Below are 18,215 nucleotides of genomic sequence, written 5' to 3'. Positions count from 1 at the left end.
TTGCTTTCTGGATAGCTGCATGTTGAACCATTTAGAAAAAGTGTTCTTGTACTGCTTATACAGAGACTCATTCCCTGCGACTTGATCGTAGTTAATTTTAGTCATCTTGTGCTAAGAACTCCTCTCTTGATAGTATCGTTGACTCTTCAGGCGGTTGGTAGTTAGGATGCTCCTTAGACCATTCTGGGATATTAGAGTCTGGCTTATAGATGCCTTTCTTTTCAAGGTATCGCCGCTGTTCTTCATCCTGCTGGGCAACCGTTCGTATGCCGTTTTGCGCCCAATTCTTCAAAATGCGGTTTATATAACCAAATGATCGCTTGCTATTGTCTGCAGCTTTCCCGATAGCACGTTTGATTAGGTCAGGCTCCATTTTGTCTTCCGTAATATAATCAATCAACATCTGATATTGCTGACCATCAAGAACTCCTATTCTGGATTGATAGAGTTTTGAAATTTCAGCAGTAGTTAGAGTTTCATCCTCTTTCTCTACTCTAACTTCTAACTCTATATTTATATCTTTATCTAAATCTATATTTATATCTTTCTCTATCTCTCCGTTGCACTTTGTTGCATCAGTGTTGCATTGCAACGCTTTTTGTGTGCTTCGATGCTTGCGAGACCTACGGGTGCTTGCGGTTTCGCTGCCTATCATCTCTGGCACTTGTTCCAGTTTATAGGCAAAATTGTCTGATGTCGTCAATAGCTTTTTTTGCTCCAGGAACATCAGTGTCATTCTGACCGCTTCAGCGTCTTCGTCGATGATAAGAGCCATTTCTTCTGCAAGACTGTCAGCCAAACCCTCAAAATAGATATTTCCATTGTCTTGTAGACTAGCTAGCATGAGTTTGAGATAGATGATCGTGTGCTCTTCGCCTCCTGGAAGCCGTCGGAGGAGCTTCATTTCTTTCGATTTGAAAAACTCCTCGGACAGCTGCAACCAATAGAAGCGCCTATTTTTTGGATTTGCTATTTCAATCCCCTCCTTACTTTTTCTTGTTATCGTGCCAAATCATCGCTCCGCTAATCAGTAGGGAAATACCGAAGATTGACAGAAATACATTGCTGACTTCTCCCGTCTTTGGTAATTCGTTTGTAGAGACCTCTAATTTGCTCTCTGTTGCGTTTTTAGGTTCATTCTTGGTATTTGGAGCGGGCGGCTCTTTTTCGAGCGTTTTAGGCGGCAATTCTGGCTTAGGCTCTTCTGGAATAACCAACTCTGGCCAGTCTAACACAGGAGGGTCATTGGGTACTGCTCCTCCGTTCCACTCAGGCTTGTCAACTGTAGGAGGATCTAACGGTTTGGTACCTCCTTGCCACTCTGGAAGCTCATGGATTGGAGCTGGTGGCATTTCTGGGATACCTGATATGTCAAGTTCTGGTTTCTCATGCACAGGTGGGTCTAACGGAACAGCGTCTCCTGTGTACTCTGGAATGTCATACACTGGTGCTGGTGGAACGTCCCAAGAATAAGGGCGGATAGTTCCTTTAGCTGAACCCTTGGCATTTGCAACCACAATCTCACGCTCAAAGCTATACTCCTGACCACTTGCTGTGAAGCGTAGTACATTCACAGGGTTCTGAAGCTTATTCTTCAGGCGTGTTTTATATTCCACACTCACAATGTTAGTCACATGAGGAAGGTTGAACTTGAAGCCATTCTTATCTTTGAGACCTGTTGATTGCATGAGTTCAACTTCGTTCGCTAAGCGTTGAAAAGTGATGCCATCACCGATGAACTCAAATTTACCACGATACCAATGAATTTCATCGACATCAATCATTTCTTTCTCTTCTTTGAGCCAAGCCCTAAAATTCGGTATCATTTCAAATCCTCCCATTTCACAATTCCGGATATAATGCATTTGCTATCAAGTTTACTTGCCAGCGTATCGCGAAGATAAATCCCATGCGTGGTATTAATTATATTTCCGTACATATTTTTAATTTGTACGATTTTAAAAAACTCACCATTTTTTAAAATTTTGACGTAGTCACCTGTTTTTAATTCCATATTCCCTCCTAACGATCAACGATTAATCATGATAATGTAGTCTGTATTTACGAGATAGCTTTCCCCTTTTTCAATGATCTCTACTAAGTCTTTATCACCTAAAAGTTTTTTCGTGCTGTCGTCGACCTCTCTTACTTCGCAATCATTAAATTCAATTAGTTCGTCCATTGTCACAATTCTTTTAAATATCATGACAAAACCTCCGCATATTCAAACGCTGGCGTTATAGCTTTTCTAGCCATCGCCAAAGCGTCCATTTCGGCTTGCCGCTGTTCTTCGTGATACAGACGCATATCTTCCTCGTACTGAGCCACTAGCTCAGCTTCCAAGCGTGCCAAGCGCTCTTTCTTCGCACGTTTGTGAGCGTCCATGCGGTTGCCGTACCAGCCGGCAACAAATGCGATGGTTGCAATCAAAGCAACTCCCATGATTTGACTCCCTAATGTTGGTTCCATTGTTTTTTCTCCTCGTTGTGTGATATAATTAAGCAAATACTTTTTAGAAGCCTAATCGCTTCGCTAGTGCCTTGTCCGACTCTATCTCGGCAAGGCTTATTTTTTTAGCACGGTAGCGGTTAAGCTGCTTCCACTTCCAGAACTTGCGGAAACCCTCATAGTCTACAAACATCAGCTTGTGCGTCGGATTGAAGACATATTGCTCGAATTCTGCATTTTCTCGCATTTCTTTGACAAATTGCTTTGCCGTTGGAAGTGTCAGCCCTTGCCACCTTTGAATTAGATGTTCATAATCTCCGCCTGTCGGTTCTTCAGTTCCGTTGGTTGGCGTGTAGATAATTTCTTTTATCTTTACCTGCGGCATCTTATCCCCTACCTTTCTTCAAAGACAACCCAGCTTTCTTGGATTGAAAGCTTTTTCTTCACCTCTAGCTTCAAGTCATCGCTTCCTCGCCCCTCTTTTAGCAAGAGCGTAATAGCAGCCGGTGAAACTCCTACAACGGTCGCAAGGTCTGATTTTTTCCAACCTTTTTCTTTCATTCGCTGCTTGACTAGCTCAATCCATTTTTTGTGTTGTTGGCTCATGTTTTCTCCTTTCTTAATTAGAAAGTTAAAGAAATAGTAAATTATTTTATAAAAATGCTTGACAGTTTTAAACAAATAATTTAAAATGAAACCATAATTAAAAGACTTGATAAAACGATATATCTATCAATTCAATGCGCTCGCCAAAGCTATTTAATTTTTAGATAAGTTTTTACAAGGTTTTTTACTAAATCTTTAACTTACAAAAACTATTTTAAATTATTTATTTAACTTTGTCAATACTTTTATATAAATAATTTAAATATTTTTTGTCAATCTCTGAGAAAGGTTGATAAATCAATGTTCTTAACATTTGAAAGAATCAAAGAACTTGCTAAAAAACGAGGTCTATCTTTAAATCAAGTAGAAGAAAAGCTCGGATATAGCAAAAACACATTATATTCTTTAAAACGTCAAAAGGTAAGTTCTGACCGTCTTCAAGAAATTGCAGACTATTTCGGAGTATCTACCGACTACTTACTAGGTCGGACGGATAACCCAGCTATTGCAGGAGAAAAAGCTCCAGAGCATGAAATAGAACTTGATGACTTGGACGGCCGCATCATGCTCTTTGACGGTAAGCCATTGTCTGATGACGACAAGCGAGCTATTAAGGGCATTATAGAGGGCTACCTCAATAGCAAGAAATAAGTTTAGGTGAGGGAGATTATGGATAAAGAAAAAGAACTGTTGGAGCAGTATGAGGTATCACTTTATACTTTCGAGCCAGACCAATGGGCTGGGCGTGGTTTCTATGACGCAGAGACAAGGACTATTTTCTTGAACAGCTCCTTATCGCCTGCAGAACGCCACAGAGTATTGCTACACGAATTAGGACACTTAGAGCATATCGGCTCTATCTATCGTCACTCTGCTATGCGCTGCGAGAATGAAGCTAATCGTTTCATGATCCGCCATCTGGTCCAGGAAGAGCTGGCCAGCTATGATGACCCGACAGCATTTAACTGGTCTAACTTTGCTAAAAAATATAATTTAAAAACGACCGCAGACGAACTCATGATACAAGGCGAGTATCTGAAGTTTGCCGGAGGTCTTTAGGAGGTTCAAATTATGGGGATTTTTAGCGCTCTATTTGGAAAGAAAAATAATGCAAGGGTTGATTTGGTTGTGAGAGGTAAATCTAGCTTCTCTGAAGACTATTACGATATTTTGATCACTCGTCCTAGTCTAGTAGATTATTTCGGCCGCAGTTTTGATTTGCCGGCTTACAATGACAGTTTTAAGACAGGCGACGGTCACAAGCTTAGAGAGTGGTTGCTGCTCGTTTGGTGGGGGAAGACTAAGCAAGGGCGTAAGTCATCTACAGCAATCCCCAAATACTTCTTTAGCCAGTATAATCTTAATGCTGAAAAGGTAACCCGAAAGCTCAAGGTCGAGGGATATCTAGAAGATTTGGGCGAAAAAACAAAACTTACAGCCGCCGGGCAAGAATTTTATGATAAATATGCCACGCTGTGGGAGATTCACTCTTTTAAAGGCTTTCCTACTAACTTAGATATTGACTTCCCGACTTGGGACAAGACTAGATCTGAGATAGATTACTACAGGATGAAAGAAAATTATCTGCGAGATAGTATCGCTTTTTATAAGCGGATGATTGATTACTTAAACCAGTATGGACATCCTGGTGGAAAAAGAGAAGCCAAACAAGACATAGACTATTACATCAGCACAGCCAATAGTGAAATGATTGAGCTGGAAGATTTGAAACAGAAGATAGAAATTTTGTTAGAAAAATAAAAAAATCCCCACATTCTCGGCCGGCAAGCTTGAATGTGGGGAAATCCTGTATAAGAAACAACCATTCAAAAGGTCGTTTTCTTGTACTCATTTTATCAAAAATGAGGAGAAAAAACAATGTGGATAGAGAAATTAGAAAGCGGAAAATATAAATTTTTCGAGAGATACAAAGATCCATATACAGAGAAATGGCGCAGAGTTTCAGTTACTTTAGATAGTGGCTCTAGTCGAGCCAAAAAAGAAGCCCAGAAGATTTTAGAAGAAAAGATTGAGAATGTTCTCCAGAAGCTTACGACATCAGACAGGCTGTTTGTCGATGTCCTGGAAGAATGGTGGACATTTTACCAAAAAGAAGTCAGGCGGTCTAGTGTCCGTGCTCGTAAACCAGCATACAAAAGACTATCCAACAACTTTGCGCCTAATGTTCCTATCCGCAATATCGATGTCTCTTATATTAAGAGATATATTGCTAATTCTGACTACACAGCTTCTCAACTAAACCATATCAAAGTTGTCTTAAACGGAGTGTTTGATTATGCTCAAGAGCTAAGGATCATAACTGACAATCCTGCCAGGGCTACTACTCTCCCTAAACGTGTATTGACGTTGGAAAATATGCAATCAGTCACTGAGAAATACCTGGAGCCAGAAGAACTAAATGCACTCTTGAAAGAATTATATAAAAACACTAGAACATACAGAGCGGGGCTATTGGCTGAATTTATGTCTTTGAATGGTTGTCGAATTGGTGAAGCTGTAGCTATCGAAAGACACAATTACCACAAAGAAAGCAGAGAGCTTGATATACACGGCACACTAGACAGTATTGACAGAAACGCCAAGAAAGAACTGACGAAAACTATATCAAGCTACCGCACGACTAACTTGACTAACCGTGAAATCGAGATCATCGACGAGTTTATCAAGCTAAATGAACTAGCCACTAGTACGAACCCTGAACTCTCTGATACAGATTATATTTTCCTCAACAACCATGGAAAACCAATTCAAAGAAATGCTTTTAACATTACCCTGCAGAAAGCCAATCAGAGACTAGATAAGCCGATTAATAAGCCCCTCAGCTCCCACATCTTTAGGCATACACTAATCAGCATGCTTGCCGAAAGAAATGTACCAGTAAAAGCTATCATGGCAAGAGTTGGGCATAAAGACTCTAATACTACGATGCAAATCTATACACATGTAACAAAGAGCATGAAATCCAATATAGAGAATATTTTAGACACAATTGCCAATGACCGAAAATAGATTTTTGCCCCTTACTTGCCCCTTATAACAAATAAAAACCTTGCTAACAACGCTGAAACGTTGATATAGCAAGGTTTTTTAATTCCTATTAACGTACTGTACGGATACGCATTGTGTTGGTACGAACTGCTTCACCAAGCGGCACACCAGCAACGATAACGATATCATCACCAGATTCAACCAAGCCTTGCTCAACTGCAATCTTCTCAGCGATGTCAAACATATCATCTGTGTTAGATGGAGTGTTTGTAGTCACTGGAATTACACCCCAGTTCAGCATAAGACCGCGTTGAGTCAATTCGTCAAAAGTGATAGCCAAGATATCAGCATTTGGACGGTATTTAGAAATCAAACGAGCTGTGTGACCAGTCTTAGTAAGGGTAACTACCAACTTGATATCCATTGAGTTTGTAGCATCTTTAACTGCTGAAGCCATAACTTCAGTCTTAGAGTTGCGCTCAAAGTTATCAGTTGTCAAACGGCCATATTCATTAAGAAGGGTTTGAGCATTCTTATCGATAGTAGCCATTGTTGTTACTGACTCAAGTGGGTATTTACCGTTTGCAGACTCACCTGAAAGCATAGTTGCATCAGTTCCGTCAATAACAGCGTTAAATACGTCTGATACTTCTGAACGAGTTGCACGTGGTTTTTCTGTCATGGTTTCAAGCATGTTAGTTGCTGTGATAACCACTTTACCAGCTGCATTTACCTTAGTGATGATCATCTTTTGGTAAACTGGAACCATTTCGAATGGTACTTCGATACCCATGTCACCACGGGCAATCATGATACCGTCAGCAGCTTCAATAATTTCGTCCAAGTTATCGATACCTTGTTGGTTTTCGATTTTCGCGAACAATTGAACATGGCCATTACCAGTTTCTTCACAGATTGCACGAACTTCGTTGACGTCTTTTGCAGTACGTACAAATGAAATCGCGATGAAGTTAATTCCTTGCTCAAGACCAAAGCGGATATCGTCATTGTCACGCTCAGCAAGCGCTGGGAAAGGAATCTTAGTGTTAGGAATGTTCACACCTTTTTGCTTAGCAATGATGCCGTCGTTTTCAACTTCTACTTCAAATTCACGAGTAGCATCGTCTTTAGCGACAACACGAAGACCAAGTTTACCATCGTCAACCAATACTTGACGGCCAACTTCAACATCATCGTAGATGTCCAATCCACCAGCAACGTTCAAAGCAATTACTTCACGAGTAGATTTGATACCTTGCTTAGTAGCAACACGGATTTTTTCACCAGTCTTGTATGAATACTCTTTTGCATCGCCTTCGAACAATTCTGTACGAATTTCTGGTCCTTTTGTATCAAGAAGGAAACCAACTTTTTGACCGGCAATTTCTTCTGCACGCTTAACAGTTGCCATGCGCTCTCCTTGCTCAGCATGGTCACCGTGTGAGAAGTTGAAACGGAATGTGTTTGCGCCAGCTTCAATCAACTTAGCAATGTTTTGAGCTGATGCTTCAACATCCAGCTTTTCTCCCCAATATCCGTCATCACCGAATTTTTTACCACCGCGGATTTCTACCGCAGGACCTAATGTTGCAACGATTTTTACACGTTTATTCATGATTGTATGAAACTCCTTCTTCTATTTGGCCTCTTGGCCTGAATAACAAATAATAATTAAATATTGATGCTGCGGTTCAAATCAGCCAAGCCCAGATCAGCCTTGTGCGGGTTATTGACGACAATCTTACCTTCAGCAGTCAAGCTAAAGAGTGCTCCTTCTTCAGCAGTTCCTAGGATTGGGCTTTCAACCATCTGCTCATTGCGGATTCCAACAGCAACTCCACCGATACCTGCTTTAAGCAGTTTAACAGCATGAGCTCCCATACGAGATGCAAGAACACGGTCACGCGCAGTTGGTGAGCCTCCACGCTGGATATGTCCGAGCTCTGTGACACGCAAATCGCTCATATCTCCAGCTTCTTTCAGCTTTTCAGCAAATTCATCCGCTGACATGACACCCTCAGCCAAGACGATGATGTTGTGCTTCTTACCCTTGGCATAACCACTCTTAATGCTTTCAACAACTTCTTCGATCTTGAAACCTTCTTCAGGAACGATGATTTCGTCCGCACCAGATGCAATACCTGCCCAAAGAGCAATATCACCAGCATTACGTCCCATTACTTCGATAACGAAAGTACGACGGTGACTGGATGAAGTATCCCGAATCTTGTCAATCGCATCCATGGCTGTAGTAACAGCTGTATCAAAACCGATAGTGAAGTCTGTTCCGACGATATCATTGTCAATGGTTCCTGGAACACCGACAGCTGGGAAGCCATGCTCTGTCAAGCGCATCGCACCGTGGTAAGATCCATCTCCACCGATAACAACGACACCTTCGATTCCATGTTTTTTAAGCTGCTCAATCCCTTTCAGCTGCCCTTCAACTTGGGCAAACTCAGGGTAACGAGCAGAGTGAAGGAAAGTTCCACCGCGAGAAATAATGTCACCAACTGATGTCGCATCAAGTGGGTAAATCTCGCCAGCAACCATTCCAGCGTAACCATCATAAATCCCGTAAACTTCCATTCCTTCGGAAATTGCTTTACGAACAACTGCACGGATGGCAGCATTCATACCAGGGGCATCGCCACCACTAGTCAAAACAGCAATACGTTTCATTTCGCTTTTTGCTCCTTTTTCTTTTTAACATTCTTATAGATTATACCACAATCATCATGAAAATTCTCTTATTTTCCATATTTTTTAACGAAAAATCGTTTTCATAGTATAATTCTTCAATTCCTCTTGTAGTTGCTCTGATTTCTCCACTCGAAAATGCGGTGCAGACATGGTTCGCTTCTCATCTTCATAACGCAGGACAACCGGAATATTACCGGGGTATTTCTGCAAAATCTGAGATATTTCTCGATCATGTTCATGGCCAGCAAGTTTTATCCAGAAGCGTTCTGTAGTGGCTTCTTCTATATCTGACAAGACCAACTGTAAACGGCCATCCCGCTCCTTCACCTTGCCAGTCAAGTAGTAAATACCCTTCTCCTTAATACGGTCACCCAACTGACGATAGGTATCAGGAAAGAGGGTAACATCCAGTTTTTTCTTCGTATCTGAAACCTGCAAGAAGGCCATATTCTCGCCCTTTTTAGTCCGAATAGTCTTGACAGTCTGGACTTGAGCTAAAATCCTAGCTCTGCTATTTTCTGTCAACTCACTAATCCAGCTAAAGGGCTGATCTGCTTCTTTGGCCAGTTTAACCAAGGGGTGATCGCTAAGCCCCACACCGATAATGCTCTGTTCCAGCTCAAACTTTTCAGCATCGCTAAAATCCTGAGCCTCTGTCCAAGAATAAGTCGTATCCGCAAAGAGACTGCCCAGCTCATCCGCAAATACAAACAGATTAGGCAGATTGGCTAGAATTTTTTGGCGGTTTTTCTCAAAACTGTCAAAGAGCCCCAGCTGAATCAGAGGAGTCAGCAGCGGAATCTTATGGTAATTCTGAGGCAGGCGCAGAATAAAGTCTTCCACCCCAGTAAAGGCAGCATTTTGTCGCTCTTCGATAATCCAGTAAGCCAAATCCCTAGGCAGGCCTTTGATATTTTTCATGCCTAAAAATATCTTCTTATCCTGAAACTTATCATGGTAGGGAATATTATTGATACTGAGGGGCGCTGTTTCAAAGTCAAAACTCAGGGCATCAGTGATATAGTCACTGCTAGAGTAATTGAGCATGACATCAAAGAAAACATCTGGATAGTGAGCCTTGAAGTAAGCAAGCTGAAAAGCCAGAGCTGAGTAGGCATAGGCGTGGCTGCGGTTAAAGCCATAGCCAGCAAACTTCTCCATAATAGCAAAGACTTCCTTGGCTTTGGATTCCGAGTGACCTAGCTTGAGAGCACCTGCAACAAAGTCCTCCTGCATGCGGTGCATTTCAGCAGCGCTTTTCTTGCCCATTGCTCTTCGTAAAATATCGGCTTTCCCTAGACTAAAGCCACCAAAGCGCTGGGCCACCTGCATGACTTGCTCTTGGTAGAGCATGATACCGTAAGTCGGAGCTAGAATATCAGCCAAACTTTCATCAATTAACTCCACCTGCTCCAACCCATGCTTTCTCTTGACAAAATTGTCGATGTAATCACTGGCTCCAGGACGATTGAGAGAGGTTGTGGCCACTACTTCCTCAAAGCGAACCGGCTGAACCCGCTTGAGTAGACTGATGGCACCCGGCTGCTCAAACTGGAAAATCCCCTTGGTCTGGCCAGCCGCAAAGAGTTTCAGAGTGTCTGCATCCTCCAAGTCAATCTCTGCAATCTCAATATCTACCTTATATTTTTTCAGGGTTGCTTCTTTCATCCGCTGGACAAAGGTCAGATTGCGCAAGCCCAGAAAATCCATCTTGAGCAGTCCATTGCTCTCCACACCGTGGGCATCATATTGGGTAATATACATGTCCTCGCCGTATTTGAGCGGTATCTGATCAGTCAGGTCACTGTCGCTCATCACAACGCCAGCTGCATGGATAGAAGTCTGACGGGGATGACCTTCGATTTTTTTAGCAATATCAAAGGCCTTTTGATATTCCAGCTTACTATTGATAATCTGACGAAAGGCCATATTTTTCTCATAAGCAGAGGTCAGACTATCCCCGAAGCGGATTTTCTTGGTGATATTGGTCAGCTCATACTCTGGCAGACCGAAACGCTTGAAAACATCGCGAATGGCCTGCTTAGCTCCAAAGGTCGAGTAGGTCACAATCTGAGCTGCATGCATACTGCCATAGCGGTCACGAACATAGCGGATAAACTCTGGCCGGTAAACATCAGGAATATCGATATCAATATCGGGCATGGTATAGCGCTCTAGATTGAGAAAGCGCTCAAAGAGCAGGTTATTCTTGACTGGGTCAATCCCAGTAATCTCCAAAGCATAGGCCACCAGACTGCCAACAGCAGATCCTCGGCCCATGCCCATATAATAACCCTGACTGCGACCAAAGCGCAGCAAATCCCAGACAATGAGGAAATAATCATCAAAGCCCATCTGATGAATGACATCCAGCTCCTGATCCAGCCGTTCCTGATAAAGTTTACCTGTTAAACCGCGTTTTTTCAAGCCAGCTTCGGAGCGCTCCCGCAACTCTTCCACGGCAGAACGTTCCCGATTAAAGCGGGGCAGTTTCAGCTCCCTATTGATATCATAGTGAACATGACGGACTAGCTTCTCAAGATTAGCCAAACTCTCTGGGAAAGTTTCCTTAAAAGCTCCTGCCAGAGCATCTGGTGCCAGCAAAAACTCATGATTGGGAAGACTGCCAATCTCCCGCAGGCTGGCATTTTCTCGAATAGCTCGGAGCATCTGCAAGGTCTCCAAATCCCCCCTATCAAAATATCGGACAGTATGCAGGGGCAGGGTTGGCCGACCAAACTCCTGCTGGGGCGTTGCTGGAAAGACACCAATATAAAAATCCAACCCCAAATCCAGATCTGCTACTCCGTCAAAAGCAGGAACAATCACAGCCAATCCCTTAAAGAGATGCTGGAAATCCTCCCAGTTTTTTTGTCCCATCATCTTGAGAGTCGAGACTTTCATCAGATTGCGGTAGCCCTGACTGTCCAAGGCCAGCAGACGGAGATGAAGCTCCTGCTCTGCCTTAATCAGACTCAGTTCCAAGCCTAAAAGCGGCTGCAGTCCCGCTGATTCGGCTTCCTCTAAGAAATGATAGGCTCCATAGAGATTGTCCACATCCATCATGCCCAGATGACTGTATCCTAAGTCCTTGGCTTTCTGCACATATTTCTTTATCGGAATCAAGCTATCCATAAAACTGTAAACAGTCTTGGTATCAAGTTGTATCACCACATTTTTCTCCTTGAACATGCTTTGCTTCTTCTTATAACTATTATACCGCAATTCACTGAATGAGGGAAATAGGAGTTTGACTGAACAGAAAGATTCCATTCACCCTTTCCGGCTTTCTTTGCCATTTTCCTAAGGAAAAGGTACAATAATTGTAAATTGCAGAAAATAAAGGAGACATGTATGAATCAGTATCCTCTGGTCTATCTTGACCATGTCCATAAAAATTATGGCGACGCACCCGCTCTGTATGATGTGAGCTTAAATATCCAGCCCGGCAGAATCATCGGACTTCTAGGCCCTAATGGCAGCGGCAAGACAACTATTATCAAGCTTATCAATGGTCTCTTGCAGCCGACCTCTGGTCATATTTATCTCAAAGGCGTCAAACCCTCTCCTGATACCAAAAGAATCGTTTCCTATCTACCAGATACGACATACCTAAGCGACAGCTCCAAAGTAATCGAAGCTGTAAAATATTTCCAAGATTTTTATGATAATTTTGACAGCGCGAAAGCCATGCAGCTTCTAAAGGATCTTCATATCGATCCTCAAGCGCGCATCGGAAGTCTGTCAAAAGGAAACAAGGAAAAAATGCAGCTCATTTTGGTCATGAGCCGTCATGCGGAACTGTATATCCTAGACGAGCCTATCGGTGGTGTTGATCCGGCTGCTCGTGACTATATCCTGCAGACCATCATCCAAAATCGCACACCTCAGTCTTCTGTCATCATTTCCACCCACTTGATTGCAGATATCGAGCCAATCTTGGATGAAGTAATCCTGATTAACCAAGGTCAGATTCTTTTGCATGAAAATGCTAATCAGCTGCGTCAACAGTACAATCAATCCATTGATAATCTCTTCCGCAGCCAGTTTCGCTTTTATTAGGAGGACTTCATTATATGTTTGGAAAACTGTTTAAATACGACTTTAAGTCTAATTACAAATGGTATTGTATCACCTTTGCCATTCTTCTTACTCTATCAGTCTTCATGGGATTCGTGGCTGGCAGCATCTTAAAACCTGAGGTCATGGAACGCTATAGTGACTACCCAATGGCTACTAGTGGTGTTATTATCACTTTCTATCTACTATTTCTCTTGCTGTTTTCTGCATCTTGCGCAGTCTTTCTATCCAATACCATCATTATTATCCGTCGATTTTATAAAAATGTCTTTGGGAGAGAAGGCTACCTGACTTGGACCTTGCCGGTCACCCCGCATCAGATTCTTCTGTCCAAGCTTCTTTCCGCATTTGTTTGGACCCTCTTGTGTATGCTGACCATGTTTATTAGTGGTTTAGTCATCTTTGGCATTGCTCTTCCCCTTGTAGGTTTTTCATTCAATGAGATTTTTAAATTTATTGGTGAAATACCAGATTTATGGCTATGGATTGTCAAATACGGCTTCCTTAATCTCCTTCAAATCCTTTCTGGTATTCTCTTCTTTTATCTAGCGATCTCAGTCGGACAGCTTTTCAAGAAGAATCGGATTATGATGGCTGTGCTCTTTGGATTTTTGATTTGGACTGTTCTGGCAGTCCTGTCACTCTTATTACCTAGTTCTTTTGATTCATATGGACTACTTAGTTTATATGATTACAGTTACTCCTCTTCGGAATTTGAACAGATGCTAGATGGCTTCATTATTATCAGAGTCGTCTTTGAACTGGTCAAAATTTTTGGTTTCTATTTTACAATCCATACCATTGTAAAAAACAAACTAAATCTGCAATAAGCAAAACAAGGTTGAAACAAAACGTTTCAACCTTGTTTATTTTTACTTCAGAATAATGGCTGCTACGATGGGGCTGACCAGAACGTACATGAGGCCGGTCACGCCAATCGCAAGTCCTGCCATAGCTCCTGCGACCTGGCCGTATTTAAAAGCGGTTCCCGTTCCTACCGCATGGCCTGTTCCCCCTAAAGCTAGACCGATAGCTACTGGGTCTGTGATTTTTAAGAGCTTAAGAAGCGTTGGTCCTAAGACACTGGTCAGAATGCCCGTCGCAACCACCACCACTAAGGTCACTGTAGCAAGACCTTGCAGCTTGTCTGTGATACCGACAGCCATGGCCGTTGTGACAGATTTCGGAAAAAGAGAAACAGCCAGAAAGAAGTCCATTCCGAAAAACTTAGCCAGCAGAGCAGTGAAGCTGGTATTGACTACAACCGCCGCAAAGGTCCCAATCAAAATACTGCGTGCATGGTGCTTCATCAAATGAAAAGTCTTGTAAAGCGGAATTCCCAAAGCAACCGTAGATGGCACAATCAGGTTGTTTAAATAGGAGCCGCCGACATAGTAATCCTTGTAGGAAATACCGGTTAATTTTAAAAATGCAATAACCAAAACTGCTGCAATCAGCAATGGTGTTGTCAAGGGATGGGGAAATCTCCGAAAAATCAATAGGCCACCAAGATAGGCCAAGATAGACAAGGCAAGGCCAAAGAGAGGGTTGCTCCATAAATCAGACATTGCTAGCGTCTCCTTCCTCATAATCTCCTTCAAAACGAGTCTTAATCAGCTGCACTACAACTGCAATCACGCAGACATTGAGCACAATCGCTCCTAAAACAATCAAAATAATCGGCAGCAGATAAGGCGCAATGACCTGAAATTTATCCATGATGCCAACTGCTGGAGGCAGAAAAAGGATGGTCATATTTGCCAAGAGAAAATTGCCAACCATACTGATATGACGCAGGCGCAGGATCTTGAATTGCAGAGCCAAAAACAGCAAGACCAAACCAATGATACTGCCCGGAACAGGTAGGTGGAAAACACTTGAAATTCCTTCTCCAACGAGGGAAATCATAAAAATAATCATCAACTGAACGTATAATTTCATACCAAACCTCCATCACTTGTATATCCAGTTTACTCCTTTTCAGAAAAATATCAAGTTGCTTTCAGAAATTAAAACCTTTACATCCAAAATTTGCTTATAAAAATTCCCTCCATTGTCTGCAATAGAGGGTCTTTCTTATTTAGCAGTCGTCTGAGTAACTTCCTAGACAGATGCTAGAGGGATTGAATCATAAAGAAAATCATGAGCACAATCAGGGCAAGACTTGCCAAAAGAACTAAGATTTTCTTTGCGAGGTGGGTTTCCCAGTAGCCTGACTTGCCGATCGATGTATTGGTGTCTCTGTAAAATTGCTGGTTTTCTCTGGGAAGAAGACTAACCAGCAAAATCAAGACAAAGGCTGCTACAATGGTAAGTGTAATCAATATTGTTTGCATTTTATTTCCTCAAGGCTCCAATCAATGTAAAAATCAAGCCAATCAAGATCATCAAGCCCAAGGCGATGACAAAGGCCTTGTTGAGGTTTTCACCCAGGCTGGCCTTCTCCTTCTTGGGCTTGCCATGCTTAAGCTCATCTAACCGTCCCTCAATATCCTTATGAAATAAATCTTTTTTAGCCATGCTGACCTCCTAACAAGCTTTGGAGAGTCTCCTGATAAAGACTGACGGGTACATCATTGGCATGTTTGCCTTGAGCTTGCAAGGCTGACCGCATCTGCTCAACACCAGATAAGGCTTCTTCCAAAGTTGATGCCAGTTGAGCTGGCTGGCTGCTGTAGAAAATATGCTGTTGGGCAATGTAGTGCCTATCATGCAGGGTCTGCTCAAAGCCTAGAATCAAGAGATTGTTCTCAAAAGCCTTGCGCACTGCCTGCAGGACCTGACCGCCGTGATTGATATCCAGATAAATGTCCGATTCCAAGTAAAGCTGCTCGATCTGCTTGAGACTGGCATTTTGATAAAGGACGACATTCTTATAGGACAGCATAGATAAGAGTTTAGGTGACATTTCCGTGAGGGCAGCAATGCGAAAGACTAGCTGTGGCAGGGACTGAACCAAGGTCTCTAAGCCTTCAATCTGATCTGAATGGGTCAAAATTAAAGCATCTTTTCGTAGGTAGTTGTCCCGCTTGAAGTCATAATGATAGCCCAGATGCAGGAACTTCTTCTGCTGGTCAGTCGCTGCCAGACTCTTGGCCTTTTCATAAGTTGCTAAATCTGGAATGACAATGGTCTGCGTCCGCAGCTGGCTATTTTCCAGAATCAGCTGCATATTGCCCGGAAGCTCGTCATACAGAGGTTCCTGCCAGAAAAGAATATCCTGCCCAGCTCGGCCTGTCAAGCTGTGGGAAACCAGGAAAGAATAAGCCAGCGAATTAAAGAGAATGTGATCCAAGTCCAAGTCTAGCCGCTCTAAAAAGAAACAGATAAAATCCACTCGGCTTTTAAAAATCCGCAAGGGCTCTTGGTCCAGGGTTAGGATGATGTCACCGGTGGCGTGATTTTCCACAATACGCTCCTGACCATCAGTGCTGTAATAGGTCGTGTTGAAAGCCTCCTGGCCTGATTTATAAGCTGTTTTGGCAAAGCAGCGGCCTTGCTTATTATAGCGCTCACTCAGTCGCAACTGGCCTTTTTTATCCAGCCAGTCCACCTGCTTGACCAGCCGGCCCTTGGCCTGACTGGCATAGTGAATCCGTGCTCTTTCTTCTCCCATGTCACTGACACGCGCCGCCTGATGGTCGCCTGTGATTTCCCAGAAAGGGGGCACCGGCACTTGATTGAAAAAGAGCGGGTGGTCTGCTCCCTCTTCATCCCCCAGAAAGTAAGTATAGGGGGAGATCATGTCGTCCGGCAGAAAGCCATTGGCCTCAATGACAATGGTCGGACAGTCATAGCCAGCTGCAAGGAGGGAATCATGCAGATCCTGGGTTTCCTGATTGTAATAATCAAAGAGCTGAATCATCTCTGACCTCCTTTAAAAGCTGGGACCAAGCCTCTTCAACCCGGTTGGTCAAATAATTCTCGGCTACTTGATAAGAGTGTTGGCTCATCTCCTGCTGGCGTCCTTGGCTAAAGAGAGCTACTATTTTTTCTACAAAAGCAGCAATAATCTGATCCTCGACCTGATTGGAACTGACCGGCAGCAGATAGCCATTTTTACCATCATCAATAAAAGTCTGATTGCCATAGCGGACATCAAAGCCGATGAGAGGCAGACCCGAGCCGACTGCTTCCATAAGAGTCAAACCAAAGCCTTCGCTGGTTGAAGCAGTCAGATAAAGCTCATAGCCTGCATAAATCTGACTTAAATCTGCATGCCCTTTGAGTCGAATGTAGTCCTGCGCTCCTGCTTCCTCAATCCTTCGGCGTAGCTTGTCCTCTTCGCCCCCCTTACCGTAAATATCAAGAGTCAGCTCAGGCAGCTGGTCATGGGCTTGGACAGTCGCTGCCACTAGCCAATCGATATGCTTTTCCGTAGCGAGACGCGAAGCCGTAATCATGGAGAAAGGCTTGCGAGGCTCTTTGGGATAAGTCAGCTGGCCAAGACTGCCCACCGGTATGGTGACAATCTTGGGCCGCTTGTCCGAGTAATGCTGGAACTGCTGCTCTAGAATCGTTTTCTGAGCCTCAGTTGCCACGATGAAAAAGTCCACCTTGTCAGCATTGGTAAACTGGTAGTCATAGAAATTGTTCCAGAGAATGTAGTCGTCACTGCTGGCATTTTCACTGAAATGCTCTGCATGGACCACTACTCCTAGCTTAGCCTTCTGGCTCTCTTCAAAGACAACCTGACCAATCCCTGTCTCCCTATCCAAGATGACCACATCATCTGCCTGCAGCTGCAGACATTGGAGGAAATAACGGACCAGCTCAGCCTTGGAATAGAAAATCCGATCTGGAAAGCGATAAAGCTCTTCCTGACCATCTTCGATCAGCATGTCATAAGCCACACTGCCGTCTTCATGGTAGAAACGGCGCTGGTAGAGGGTTGCAGCGTCATTGTGAGGTGCGAAATACTCGCTAGCATAGCGGACATAGGAGAAATAATCCTTGCGAATCAATCTTCCCCGCGAGACATACTCCACATGCTCCACAAAGTCTTGGTCTTCCTGCCGCAGATAGCAAGTGATAAACTGATCATCCTGCGGATAGAAATAGCGGACAATCTTGCCCTCTCTCTCCGAGCGCTCCGGCTGACCTGCGACTTGAGCCAGCACCTGGTCCAGCGTCACCGTCGTCGGCGCAATCTTGATATCAGTAAAGTAATTATAAAGCCAGATAACTTCCTCATCCAGAAAACCGATATTTTCCGTTAGATGCTGGATATTATCTGCTAAAATCATATCCATAAAGATAAACTTAGCCGGCTGCTGGATTCTGCGCAGTAGCTGGGCCCGATAAGCTTGGGCGTATTCTACACCGCTGCTGGCCCAGCCGATGCCTAAGTTGATGTTATATACTGTCAT

Annotated in this window: 22 protein-coding genes; 6 read left to right on the top strand and 16 right to left on the bottom strand. The window is 43.3% G+C overall.

Annotated features, from left to right (window positions below; genetic code table 11):
• Positions 1–97 precede the first annotated feature (97 nt).
• The 7 genes from K1J09_RS08695 to K1J09_RS08665 are packed head-to-tail and all read right to left on the bottom strand — an operon-like array spanning position 98 to position 3,054.
• Complete coding sequence (locus tag K1J09_RS08695; RefSeq protein ID WP_223324051.1) at positions 98–940, bottom strand: phage replisome organizer N-terminal domain-containing protein; 843 nt, start codon at positions 938–940, stop codon at positions 98–100.
• A gap of 46 nt (positions 941–986) precedes the next feature.
• Positions 987–1,826, bottom strand: coding sequence for an SIALI-17 repeat-containing surface protein (locus K1J09_RS08690; protein ID WP_223324052.1), 840 nt, complete (start codon positions 1,824–1,826; stop codon positions 987–989).
• Positions 1,823–2,014: a hypothetical protein gene (locus tag K1J09_RS08685; RefSeq protein WP_223324053.1), complete on the bottom strand. Its 192-nt coding sequence runs from the start codon at positions 2,012–2,014 to the stop codon at positions 1,823–1,825. The genes K1J09_RS08690 and K1J09_RS08685 overlap by 4 nt, the downstream gene beginning before the upstream one ends.
• Positions 2,015–2,029: 15 nt before the next feature.
• On the bottom strand, positions 2,030–2,182 hold the full coding sequence (locus K1J09_RS08680; RefSeq protein WP_223336033.1) for a hypothetical protein: 153 nt from the start codon (positions 2,180–2,182) through the stop codon (positions 2,030–2,032).
• Between the two features lie 20 nt (positions 2,183–2,202).
• Entirely contained in the window at positions 2,203–2,469 is a 267-nt protein-coding gene (locus tag K1J09_RS08675) for a hypothetical protein (RefSeq protein ID WP_223324054.1), read from the bottom strand.
• A gap of 43 nt (positions 2,470–2,512) precedes the next feature.
• Positions 2,513–2,833 carry an excisionase gene (locus K1J09_RS08670; RefSeq protein WP_223324055.1) on the bottom strand — a complete coding sequence of 107 codons (321 nt, stop codon included), beginning with the start codon at positions 2,831–2,833 and terminating at the stop codon, positions 2,513–2,515.
• 8 nt (positions 2,834–2,841) lie between these two features.
• On the bottom strand, positions 2,842–3,054 hold the full coding sequence (locus K1J09_RS08665; protein WP_223324056.1) for a helix-turn-helix domain-containing protein: 213 nt from the start codon (positions 3,052–3,054) through the stop codon (positions 2,842–2,844).
• A 300-nt stretch (positions 3,055–3,354) separates the two neighbouring features.
• Here K1J09_RS08665 and K1J09_RS08660 point away from each other — a divergent pair, with 300 nt between their 5' ends.
• The 4 genes from K1J09_RS08660 to K1J09_RS08645 all read left to right on the top strand — a co-directional run bounded on the left by K1J09_RS08660 (position 3,355) and on the right by K1J09_RS08645 (position 6,084).
• Positions 3,355–3,705 (top strand): helix-turn-helix domain-containing protein, encoded by a 351-nt coding sequence (locus tag K1J09_RS08660; RefSeq protein WP_223324057.1) that lies wholly within the window; start codon positions 3,355–3,357, stop codon positions 3,703–3,705.
• An 18-nt stretch (positions 3,706–3,723) separates the two neighbouring features.
• A complete protein-coding gene (locus K1J09_RS08655) occupies positions 3,724–4,113 on the top strand; it encodes an ImmA/IrrE family metallo-endopeptidase (protein ID WP_223324058.1) in 390 nt (129 codons plus the stop codon).
• 12 nt (positions 4,114–4,125) lie between these two features.
• On the top strand, positions 4,126–4,815 hold the full coding sequence (locus K1J09_RS08650; RefSeq protein WP_223324059.1) for a hypothetical protein: 690 nt from the start codon (positions 4,126–4,128) through the stop codon (positions 4,813–4,815).
• A 117-nt stretch (positions 4,816–4,932) separates the two neighbouring features.
• A complete protein-coding gene (locus K1J09_RS08645; protein ID WP_223324060.1) occupies positions 4,933–6,084 on the top strand; it encodes a tyrosine-type recombinase/integrase in 1,152 nt (383 codons plus the stop codon).
• Positions 6,085–6,172: 88 nt separating this feature from the next.
• Here K1J09_RS08645 and pyk read toward each other — a convergent pair whose 3' ends face one another.
• From pyk to K1J09_RS08630, 3 genes are all read right to left on the bottom strand, one after another.
• Positions 6,173–7,678: a pyruvate kinase gene (gene pyk / locus K1J09_RS08640; RefSeq protein ID WP_125331454.1), complete on the bottom strand. Its 1,506-nt coding sequence runs from the start codon at positions 7,676–7,678 to the stop codon at positions 6,173–6,175.
• 56 nt (positions 7,679–7,734) lie between these two features.
• Positions 7,735–8,745, bottom strand: a complete 1,011-nt coding sequence (gene pfkA, locus K1J09_RS08635) for a 6-phosphofructokinase (RefSeq protein ID WP_124764943.1) — start codon at positions 8,743–8,745, stop codon at positions 7,735–7,737.
• An 84-nt stretch (positions 8,746–8,829) separates the two neighbouring features.
• The gene (locus tag K1J09_RS08630) at positions 8,830–11,940 is read right to left on the bottom strand and encodes a DNA polymerase III subunit alpha (protein WP_317627839.1); all 3,111 of its coding nucleotides are present in this window, start codon (positions 11,938–11,940) and stop codon (positions 8,830–8,832) included.
• Positions 11,941–12,120: 180 nt separating this feature from the next.
• Here K1J09_RS08630 and K1J09_RS08625 point away from each other — a divergent pair, with 180 nt between their 5' ends.
• Both K1J09_RS08625 and K1J09_RS08620 read left to right on the top strand, forming a co-directional pair.
• Complete coding sequence (locus K1J09_RS08625) at positions 12,121–12,828, top strand: ABC transporter ATP-binding protein (RefSeq protein WP_002912147.1); 708 nt, start codon at positions 12,121–12,123, stop codon at positions 12,826–12,828.
• Positions 12,829–12,842: 14 nt separating this feature from the next.
• Positions 12,843–13,676, top strand: coding sequence for a lantibiotic ABC transporter permease (locus tag K1J09_RS08620; protein ID WP_223323469.1), 834 nt, complete (start codon positions 12,843–12,845; stop codon positions 13,674–13,676).
• Positions 13,677–13,718: 42 nt separating this feature from the next.
• Here the strand turns inward: K1J09_RS08620 and K1J09_RS08615 are convergent, their stop codons facing one another.
• From K1J09_RS08615 to gtfA, 6 genes are all read right to left on the bottom strand, one after another.
• Complete coding sequence (locus K1J09_RS08615; protein ID WP_223323467.1) at positions 13,719–14,414, bottom strand: LrgB family protein; 696 nt, start codon at positions 14,412–14,414, stop codon at positions 13,719–13,721.
• Positions 14,407–14,787 carry a CidA/LrgA family protein gene (locus K1J09_RS08610; RefSeq protein WP_023916062.1) on the bottom strand — a complete coding sequence of 127 codons (381 nt, stop codon included), beginning with the start codon at positions 14,785–14,787 and terminating at the stop codon, positions 14,407–14,409. The genes K1J09_RS08615 and K1J09_RS08610 overlap by 8 nt, the downstream gene beginning before the upstream one ends.
• A gap of 173 nt (positions 14,788–14,960) precedes the next feature.
• Positions 14,961–15,182, bottom strand: a complete 222-nt coding sequence (gene asp5 / locus K1J09_RS08605; RefSeq protein ID WP_061602703.1) for an accessory Sec system protein Asp5 — start codon at positions 15,180–15,182, stop codon at positions 14,961–14,963.
• A gap of 1 nt (position 15,183) precedes the next feature.
• A complete protein-coding gene (asp4, locus tag K1J09_RS08600; RefSeq protein WP_002897858.1) occupies positions 15,184–15,366 on the bottom strand; it encodes an accessory Sec system protein Asp4 in 183 nt (60 codons plus the stop codon).
• On the bottom strand, positions 15,359–16,711 hold the full coding sequence (gene gtfB / locus K1J09_RS08595) for an accessory Sec system glycosylation chaperone GtfB (protein WP_223323465.1): 1,353 nt from the start codon (positions 16,709–16,711) through the stop codon (positions 15,359–15,361). The genes asp4 and gtfB overlap by 8 nt, the downstream gene beginning before the upstream one ends.
• Positions 16,695–18,215: an accessory Sec system glycosyltransferase GtfA gene (gtfA, locus tag K1J09_RS08590; RefSeq protein WP_223323463.1), complete on the bottom strand. Its 1,521-nt coding sequence runs from the start codon at positions 18,213–18,215 to the stop codon at positions 16,695–16,697. The genes gtfB and gtfA overlap by 17 nt, the downstream gene beginning before the upstream one ends.

The organism is Streptococcus sanguinis, assembly GCF_019928825.1.
GTDB lineage: Bacteria > Bacillota > Bacilli > Lactobacillales > Streptococcaceae > Streptococcus > Streptococcus sanguinis_L.
Note: the sequence above shows the minus strand (reverse complement) of the source record. Positions and strands in the feature narration are given on the sequence as shown.

Excerpts from the sequence above, each read along its gene's own strand:
- K1J09_RS08690 (WP_223324052.1), bottom strand. The coding sequence starts at position 1,826 with ATGATACCGAATTTTAGGGCTTGGCTCAAAGAAGAGAAAGAAATGATT.
- K1J09_RS08685 (WP_223324053.1), bottom strand. The coding sequence starts at position 2,014 with ATGGAATTAAAAACAGGTGACTACGTCAAAATTTTAAAAAATGGTGAG.
- K1J09_RS08680 (WP_223336033.1), bottom strand. The coding sequence starts at position 2,182 with ATGGACGAACTAATTGAATTTAATGATTGCGAAGTAAGAGAGGTCGAC.
- K1J09_RS08675 (WP_223324054.1), bottom strand. The coding sequence starts at position 2,469 with ATGGAACCAACATTAGGGAGTCAAATCATGGGAGTTGCTTTGATTGCA.
- K1J09_RS08670 (WP_223324055.1), bottom strand. The coding sequence starts at position 2,833 with ATGCCGCAGGTAAAGATAAAAGAAATTATCTACACGCCAACCAACGGA.
- K1J09_RS08665 (WP_223324056.1), bottom strand. The coding sequence starts at position 3,054 with ATGAGCCAACAACACAAAAAATGGATTGAGCTAGTCAAGCAGCGAATG.
- K1J09_RS08660 (WP_223324057.1), top strand. The coding sequence starts at position 3,355 with ATGTTCTTAACATTTGAAAGAATCAAAGAACTTGCTAAAAAACGAGGT.
- K1J09_RS08655 (WP_223324058.1), top strand. The coding sequence starts at position 3,724 with ATGGATAAAGAAAAAGAACTGTTGGAGCAGTATGAGGTATCACTTTAT.
- K1J09_RS08650 (WP_223324059.1), top strand. The coding sequence starts at position 4,126 with ATGGGGATTTTTAGCGCTCTATTTGGAAAGAAAAATAATGCAAGGGTT.
- K1J09_RS08645 (WP_223324060.1), top strand. The coding sequence starts at position 4,933 with ATGTGGATAGAGAAATTAGAAAGCGGAAAATATAAATTTTTCGAGAGA.
- pyk (WP_125331454.1), bottom strand. The coding sequence starts at position 7,678 with ATGAATAAACGTGTAAAAATCGTTGCAACATTAGGTCCTGCGGTAGAA.
- pfkA (WP_124764943.1), bottom strand. The coding sequence starts at position 8,745 with ATGAAACGTATTGCTGTTTTGACTAGTGGTGGCGATGCCCCTGGTATG.
- K1J09_RS08625 (WP_002912147.1), top strand. The coding sequence starts at position 12,121 with ATGAATCAGTATCCTCTGGTCTATCTTGACCATGTCCATAAAAATTAT.
- K1J09_RS08620 (WP_223323469.1), top strand. The coding sequence starts at position 12,843 with ATGTTTGGAAAACTGTTTAAATACGACTTTAAGTCTAATTACAAATGG.
- K1J09_RS08615 (WP_223323467.1), bottom strand. The coding sequence starts at position 14,414 with ATGTCTGATTTATGGAGCAACCCTCTCTTTGGCCTTGCCTTGTCTATC.
- K1J09_RS08610 (WP_023916062.1), bottom strand. The coding sequence starts at position 14,787 with ATGAAATTATACGTTCAGTTGATGATTATTTTTATGATTTCCCTCGTT.
- asp5 (WP_061602703.1), bottom strand. The coding sequence starts at position 15,182 with ATGCAAACAATATTGATTACACTTACCATTGTAGCAGCCTTTGTCTTG.
- asp4 (WP_002897858.1), bottom strand. The coding sequence starts at position 15,366 with ATGGCTAAAAAAGATTTATTTCATAAGGATATTGAGGGACGGTTAGAT.
- gtfB (WP_223323465.1), bottom strand. The coding sequence starts at position 16,711 with ATGATTCAGCTCTTTGATTATTACAATCAGGAAACCCAGGATCTGCAT.
- gtfA (WP_223323463.1), bottom strand. The coding sequence starts at position 18,215 with ATGACAGTATATAACATCAACTTAGGCATCGGCTGGGCCAGCAGCGGT.